At 73.3% G+C, this 7,729-nt stretch carries 5 protein-coding genes; 1 reads left to right on the top strand and 4 read right to left on the bottom strand.

Annotation, left to right across the window (positions count from 1 at the left end; translation table 11 throughout):
- Window positions 1–120: 120 nt before the first annotated feature.
- From KME75_RS38120 to KME75_RS38105, 4 genes are all read right to left on the bottom strand, one after another.
- Window positions 121–870 carry a DivIVA domain-containing protein gene (locus tag KME75_RS38120; RefSeq protein ID WP_219419804.1) on the bottom strand — a complete coding sequence of 250 codons (750 nt, stop codon included), beginning with the start codon at window positions 868–870 and terminating at the stop codon, window positions 121–123.
- A gap of 87 nt (window positions 871–957) precedes the next feature.
- Window positions 958–1,440, bottom strand: coding sequence for a pantetheine-phosphate adenylyltransferase (gene coaD, locus KME75_RS38115; protein WP_219419803.1), 483 nt, complete (start codon window positions 1,438–1,440; stop codon window positions 958–960).
- Window positions 1,437–2,015: a 16S rRNA (guanine(966)-N(2))-methyltransferase RsmD gene (rsmD, locus tag KME75_RS38110; protein ID WP_219419802.1), complete on the bottom strand. Its 579-nt coding sequence runs from the start codon at window positions 2,013–2,015 to the stop codon at window positions 1,437–1,439. The genes coaD and rsmD overlap by 4 nt, the downstream gene beginning before the upstream one ends.
- Window positions 2,016–2,139: 124 nt before the next feature.
- Entirely contained in the window at window positions 2,140–5,517 is a 3,378-nt protein-coding gene (locus tag KME75_RS38105; protein WP_219419801.1) for a pyruvate carboxylase, read from the bottom strand.
- Window positions 5,518–5,649: 132 nt separating this feature from the next.
- On the opposite strand from KME75_RS38105, the gene KME75_RS38100 reads away from it, so the two are divergent.
- Entirely contained in the window at window positions 5,650–6,534 is an 885-nt protein-coding gene (locus KME75_RS38100; RefSeq protein WP_219419800.1) for a hypothetical protein, read from the top strand.
- The last annotated feature ends 1,195 nt before the right edge of the window (window positions 6,535–7,729 follow it).

Raw genomic sequence — 7,729 nt, 5'->3', positions numbered from 1 at the left:
CGCGGTGTCCGGTCGGGCAGCAACGGCTCCAGCCGTGCCCACTCCGCGTCGGTCAAGTCGTGGCGATCAAGCACAGAAGAGATCTACCGCAGCCGACCCGCATGATCCACGGGACACGCTCTAGTCCATGAGGTCCATGCCGGTGCCGGAGCGGCCGTTCGCCGACGCACCCGCCGGGTTCCCCTGCCCGGGCCCACCGCGCCAGATCTGGCTGCGGCCGCGGGTGACGGTGCGCAGGGCCTTGTTGAGGGTGTCCTCGAACTCGGCGAGCTTGGTGTCGACGTAGCCGTCGCACTCCCGGCGCAGCCGGTCGGCCTCGGCCTCGGCGGCGTCGACGATCCGGGCCGCCTCTCCGTGTGCGGCCCGCACGACCTCGGTCTGCGACACCAGCCTCGCCTGCTCGGCCTGCCCGTCGGCGATGTAGCGGTCGTGGGCCGCCCGTCCGGCGTGCGCGAGCCGGTCCGCCTCGGCGTGCGCCCGGTCGGTCAGCTCCGTGTACTGCCTGCGCCCCTCGGCGACGGCGCGCTCGGCCTCGTGGCGGGCCTGCGCCATCGTCCGTTCGGCCTCCTCGCGGGCCTCCGCCACCATGCGCTCGGCCTCGGCGCGCGCCTCGGCAACCATCTGCTCCGCGTCGGCCTGCGCGCCCGACCGGGTCTGCTCGGCCTCCTGTGTGGCGTCGTCGACCAGCTCGTCGCGCCGGTCGAGCACGTCCTGGGCGTCGTCCAGCTCCCCGGGCAGGGCCTCGCGGACGTCGTCGAGCAGTTCGAGGACGTCGCCACGGGGAACGACGCAGTTCGAGGTCATCGGGACGCCCCGAGCCTCCTCGACGACCGTGACCAGCGCGTCGAGCGATTCGAAGACCCGGTACACGCGGGGCATCCTCTCACCGTGACGGCGCAACCATGTGAATTGCGCCCGCCACCCGCGTGTCAAGAGACGAACGGGTGATGCGGGCGCCTACGCGCGCTCGGCGATCCGGTCCAGGAGCTTGCGGTGCACGGTCTCCGGCAGCAGATGAGCGATGTCGCCGCCGTAGGTGGCCACCTCCTTGACCAGCGAGCTGGACACGAAGCCGTACTCCGGGCTGGTGGACATGAACAGCGTGTCGACGCCCGACAGCCGCTGGTTCATCTGTGCCATCTGCAGCTCGTACTCGAAGTCGGTGACGACGCGCAGGCCCTTGACGATCGCGCGGATGTCGTGGTCCCGGCAGTAGTCCACCAGCAGGCCGTGGAACGACCCGACGCGCACGTTGGGGTACGGCGCGGTGATCTCGGCGAGCATCTCCATGCGCTCGTCGACGGTGAACATGCTCTTCTTGCTCTTGTTCACCAGCACCGCGACGACGACCTCGTCGAACAGCGCCGCCGTGCGGCTCACGACGTCGAGATGACCGTTGGTCGGGGGGTCGAAGGAGCCGGGGCAGACGGCGCGCCTCATGGTCGAGGACGGTAACAGCCGTGCTGGGGCTGATGCCCCACGTGCAGGACGGTGTCGCCGTAACGGCGCTCACGCAGCGACCGCAGCGGAGGCGGCCAGGGGAAGGCCGCGCCCCGCGCCCGTTCGACCACGACGACGACGTCCTCGGCGAGCCAGCCGTGCGCCGCGGCGGCCGCCAGCCAGCCGGCCACCTCGGCGTCCGGGACGTCGTAGGGCGGGTCGACGAGCACCACGTCGTAGGTGCGGTCGGCGGGGCCCGCCAGCACGGACCCGGCCGCACCCAGCCGGACGACCGCCCCGGGCAGGCCCAGATCGGCGACGTTGCGGCGCAGCACCGCGGCCGCCCGCCGGTCGGACTCGACGAACAGCGCGTGCCCTGCCCCCCGGGAGAGCGCCTCGAGCCCGAGCGCCCCGGAGCCTGCGCACAGGTCGAGCACTGCGGCACCGGCGAGCCCGGGGGCGTTGTCCAGCGCCGAGAACAGGGCCTCCCGGACCCGGTCCGACGTGGGGCGCGTCCCCCGTGGCGGCACGGCGAGCCTGCGCCCACCCGCGGCGCCCGCGATGATCCGGGTCACGAACCGTCCTCCCCTCGCCCGCCCGAAGTTGCACCGCCCCACCGTCGTCGGCACGGCTTGCAGCAAAGCCACTTTCATGCAGCCCCGTTGCGTGAAAATGGCTTTGCTGCAACGTCTCACGCGCCTACCGCAGCTCGAGCAGCAGGTCGCCGCCCTCCACCTGCTGCACGTTGCCGATCGCGAGCCGGGCGATCGTGCCCGCCTCGTGGGCGGTGATCGAGGCCTCCATCTTCATCGCCTCGATCGTCGCGACGGTCTGGCCCGCCTCGACCGTGTCGCCCTCGGCGACGGACAGCGTCACGACCCCGGCGAACGGCGCGGCCACGTGCCGCGGGTTCGACCGGTCGGCCTTCTCCGCGGCCTTGACGTCGGTGGCGACCGCGGCGTCACGGACCGACACCGGGCGCAGCTGCCCGTTGAGGGTGGCCAGGACGTTGCGGTAGCCGCGCTCGTCGGCCTCGGAGATCGCCTCGAGCTGGAGCAGCAGCGTGACGCCCGGCTCCAGCTCGACGGTGTGCTCGATCTCCGGCTCCAGCCCGTACAGGTAGTCCTTCGTGGACAGCACCGAGGTGTCGCCGTAGGCCTCCTGGTGGGCGGCGTACTCCTTCGCCGGACCGGGAAACAGCAGCCGGTTCAGCGTGGCGCGACGGTCGTCGGCGAGGCCGCGGCGGTCGTCGTCGGACAGCTCCGGCACCGCCTTCTCCGCGGGCCTGCCCTCCAGCGCGCGGGTGCGGAACGGCTCCGGCCAGCCCCCGGGCGGGTCGCCCAGCTCCCCGCGCAGGAACCCGATCACCGAGTCCGGCACGTCGAACTGGCCGGGGTCGGCCTCGAAGTCCTTGGGCTCCACGCCCGCCCCGACGAGGTGCAGCGCGAGGTCGCCCACCACCTTCGACGACGGCGTGACCTTCACCAGCCGCCCGAGCATCCGGTCGGCGGCGGCGTAGCAGTCCTCGATCAGCTCGAACCGGTCGCCCAACCCGAGCGCGATTGCCTGCTGGCGCAGGTTCGACAGCTGCCCGCCCGGGATCTCGTGGTGGTAGACACGCCCGGTCGGCGACGCCAGACCGGACTCGAACGGCGCGTAGACCTTGCGCACGGCCTCCCAGTACGGCTCCAGGTCGGAGACGGCCTGCAGGTCCAGCCCGGTGGCGCGCGGCGTGTGGTCGGTGGCCGCGACGAGCGCCGACAGCGACGGCTGGCTCGTCGTGCCCGCCATGGACGCGACGGCGCCGTCGACGGCGTCCACCCCGGCCTCGATCGCCGCCACCAGCGTGGCGAGCTGGCCGCCCGCGGTGTCGTGCGTGTGCAGGTGCACCGGCAGGTCGAACCGCTCGCGCAGTGCCGTGACGAGCGTGCGGGCCGCGGGCGGGCGCAGCAGCCCGGCCATGTCCTTGATCGCCAGCACGTGCGCGCCGGCGTCGACGATCTGCTCGGCCAGCCGCAGGTAGTAGTCCAGCGTGTAGAGCTGCTCGGAGGGATCGGACAGGTCACCGGTGTAGCAGAGCGCCACCTCCGCCAGCGCCGTGCCCGTGCTGCGCACCGCATCGATCGCGGGGCGCATCTGCTCGACGTCGTTGAGCGCGTCGAAGATCCGGAAGATGTCCATCCCGGTCCGCGCCGCCTCCTCGACGAAGGCGTCGGTCACCTCCGTCGGGTACGGCGTGTACCCGACGGTGTTGCGCCCCCGCAGCAGCATCTGGGTGCAGATGTTCGGCACGGCCTCGCGCAGCGCGGCCAGCCGGTCCCACGGGTCCTCGGCCAGGAACCGCAGCGCCACGTCGTAGGTGGCCCCGCCCCAGCACTCCAGCGACAGCAGCTGCGGCGCCGTCCGCGCCACCGCCGGGGCGACGGCCAGCAGGTCCCGGGTGCGCACCCGGGTGGCCAGCAGCGACTGGTGGGCGTCCCGGAACGTCGTGTCGGTGACGGCCACGGCCTCCTGCGCACGCAGCCGGGCCGCGAAACCCTCCGGACCCAGCTCGCGCAGCAACTGCCGCGACCCGTCCGGCACCGCGCCCGTCAGGTCGAAGCGGGGCAGCTTGTCCACCGGCTCGACCACGTCCGGGCGCGGCCCGTTCGGCCGGTTCACCGTGACGTCGGCCAGGTAGTTGAGCACCCGGCTGCCGCGGTCGGCCGGGCGGCGGGCGTGCAGCAGCTGCGGGCGCTCGTCGATGAAGCTGGTGGTGACCCGGCCGGCGGCGAAGTCGGGGTCGTCGAGCACCGCGGCGAGGAACGGCAGGTTCGTGGAGACCCCGCGGATCCGGAACTCCGCGATCGCGCGGCGGGCGCGGCGCACGGCGTTGGAGAAGTCGTGCCCGTAGCAGGTGAGCTTCACCAGCATCGAGTCGAAGTGGGCACTCACCTCGGCGCCGGTGTGGGTGGTGCCGCCGTCCAGGCGCACACCCGGTCCGCCCGGGGAGCGGTAGGCGCTGATCGTGCCGGTGTCCGGGCGGAAGCCGTTGGTCGGGTCCTCGGTGGTGACGCGGCACTGCAGCGCCGCGCCCGACAGCGTCACGTCGGACTGGTCGAGCCGCAGCTCCGGCAAGGTCAGCCCGGACGCGATCCGCAGCTGCGCGATCACCAGGTCGCGGTCGGTGACCTGCTCGGTGACGGTGTGCTCGACCTGGATGCGCGGGTTCATCTCGATGAACACATGGTTGCCGCGCTCGTCCAGCAGGAACTCCACCGTGCCCGCGTTGACGTAGCCGATGGCCCTCGCGAACTTCACCGCGTCGGTGCAGATCCGCTCGCGCAGCTCCGGGTCCAGGTTCGGCGCCGGCGCGATCTCCACCACCTTCTGGTGGCGCCGCTGCACCGAGCAGTCGCGCTCGTAGAGGTGGGAGACGTTGCCCTGGCCGTCGGCGAGGATCTGCACCTCGATGTGGCGGGGGTTCACCACCGCCTGCTCGAGGAACACCGTCGGGTCGCCGAAGGCCGACTCGGCCTCCCGCATCGCCGCCTCGATCGCCTCGCGCAGCTCGCCCGGTTGCTGGACGCGGCGCATCCCGCGCCCGCCGCCCCCCGCGACCGCCTTCACGAAGATCGGGAAGCCGACCTCGTCGGCCGCCGCCAGCAGGGTGTCGACGTCGCTCGAGGGATCCGACGAGCGCAGCACCGCCACACCGGCCTCGCGCGCCGCGGCGACGGCACGGGCCTTGTTGCCCGTCAGGTGCAGCACGTCGGTGGGCGGGCCGACGAACGTGATGCCCTCCCGCTCACACGCCTCGGCCAGGTCCGGGTTCTCGGACAGGAAGCCGTAGCCCGGGTAGATCGCGTCCGCGCCCGCCTTCTTCGCAGCCTTGATCACCTCGTCGACCGAGAGGTAGGCCCGCACCGGGTGCCCGGGCTCACCGATCTGGTACGACTCGTCGGCCTTGGCCCGGTGCAGCGAGTTGCGGTCCTCGTACGGGAAGATCGCGACCGTGGACACCCCGAGCTCGTAGGCGGCACGGAACGCCCGGATGGCGATCTCCCCACGGTTCGCGACCAGCACCTTGCGGAACACGGCAACCCCTTCCTGATGACCCGCGCCGGCTGCGGTGACGACGCGCCGACGCAGATCGGCCGAAGGGAACTTACAGGCGCACACACGATCGGACCCGTGCGAAGTGCGCCACGCTTCCGGTACCAAGGAGAGGTGCGACACCATCCGGGGCATTCCGCGGCCTTCGCCGAGGGGCGCCGCCAGCGCGCGGCGGCGGAGATGCGGCGGCGACGGAGCCGGCACGTGGCGGGCCGCCACCCGAGGCGCCGGCCGTCCCCGTGGCTGCTGCTGATCCGCATCCCGGCCGTCCTCGGCACGGGCACGGCGCTCGCGATGGCGCTGGTCGCCCTCATCGTGCTCGGCGCGGTCATGGCGGCGGCCGCCGGTTCCACCCTGGTCGTGGGCGGGGTCGTGTTCCTCGCCGTCCGGCACCACCGGCGCCGCAACGCCCTGCGCCGCGATGGTGCCGCCGGCACGTCGCCACTGCCCGGCAGGCCCGCCGCCCCGCCCCGTCCCGACCTCGTCTGGCAGCGGGCCCGGGCCCGGTTCCACACGCTGCGCGCCGAGTACGCCGCGTTCGAGTGCGACCCGATGGAGGTGCTGCGCCTGCCCGCGCTCGCCGACGTCTCGGTCGGCAGCACCGCCCGGTTCGTCGACGCGTTCGCCGAGGCCCAGGCGCTGGAGACCGACGAGTACCCGACCAGCTCGCACGGTGCCGCGTTCGTCACCGCCGTCGACCACGCCGAACGCGCCTGGAAGGCCGCGCGCGAGGCGGCGGAGCGCATCCGGCTCTCCGGCCTCTCCCCCGCCGAGCGCTCCACGGTCGAACGGGTGATCAAGCTGCTCACCACGGCGCGCGACTCCGACAACGACCCCGAGCGGCTCGCCGCCTACGCCCGCGCCCGCTCGGAGCTGGCGAAGCTCGACCGGGCCGGGGTCGTCCACGTGCCCCGCACCGCCCAGGCCGCCCTCGACGCCGCGGCGCAGGGCGCCCTCCCGCCCGCCGCCGACCGCGAGGCCCGGCCGCAGTTCTCGTAGGCGCCCGACCCCTCGACGGGCACGCCACACACCGTCCGTGCCCCGCACACACCGCCGACCATGTGTGCCGCCTCCACCCGGTGTGTGCGGTGCCGGGTGGGTGGACCCGATCCCGGTGACCGCGCGATCACGGGCAGAAGGCTGTGCCCGGCCCGTCCCCGCCGCCCTTCGCCCATGATCACCGCGAACGAGCGCCGCTCGCACTCCGGACCGCAGAAACGCCCACCTCGCAGCGATCAGGCACGCACTGATCATCGCGAGATCCCCGCTACTGCACCACCCACCGCGAGAACCGCACACTCACGCCGATCACGGGCCGGCGGCCGACCTAGCGATCAGCACCCGCGGCCCGTCGGTGGCCCCGGCCGGCGCGATCACGGGCAGAAGGTCGTGCCCGACGATGTCCTGCCACCCTCCGCCCGTGATCACCGCGAGCGCGCGCCCATCGCACCCCCGACCGCCGAGACGGCCACCTCACGGCGATCACGCACCCACTGATCGCCGCGAGACCCCCGCTACTGCACCACCCACCGCGAGAACCGCACACTCACGCCGATCACGGGCCGGCGGCCGACCTAGCGATCAGCACCCGCGGCCCGTCGGTGGCCCCGGCCGGCGCGATCACGGGCAGAAGGTCGTGCCCGACGATGTCCTCGCCACCCTCCGCCCGTGATCACCGCGAGTGAGCGCCCATCGCACCCCCGACCGCCGAAACGGCCACCTGACGGCGATCACGCACGCACTGATCACCGCGAGATCCCCGTCCCCGCACCACCTACCGTGAGAAGCGCACTCTCACGGCGATCACCGGGCGGCCGACCACGCGATCGGCACCCGCGGCCGTCCATGGCCCGGCCGGCGCGATCACGGGCCGAAGGTCGCGGCCGGAGACGAACTCGCCACCCCGCGCCCGTGATCACCGCGAGTGCGCGCCCATCGCACCCCCGACCGCCGAGACGGCCCATTGACGGCGATCACGCGCGCACTGATCACCGCGGGATCCCCGTTATCGCACCACACACCGCCAGAACCGCACCCTCACGACGATCACCGGCGGGCGGCCGACCGAGCGATCAGCACCCGCGGCCCGTCGGTGGCCCCGGCCGGCGCGATCACGGGCAGAAGGTCGTGCCCGACGATGTCCTCGCCACCCTCCGCCCGTGATCACCGCGAGTGAGCGCCCATCGCACCCCCG

The organism is Pseudonocardia nigra (assembly GCF_019396355.1).
GTDB lineage: Bacteria > Actinomycetota > Actinomycetes > Mycobacteriales > Pseudonocardiaceae > Pseudonocardia > Pseudonocardia nigra.
Note: the sequence above shows the minus strand (reverse complement) of the source record. Positions and strands in the feature narration are given on the sequence as shown.

What these genes read in the sequence shown, in the direction of transcription:
- coaD (WP_219419803.1), bottom strand. Translation starts at nt 1,440, where the DNA reads ATGAGGCGCGCCGTCTGCCCCGGCTCCTTCGACCCCCCGACCAACGGT.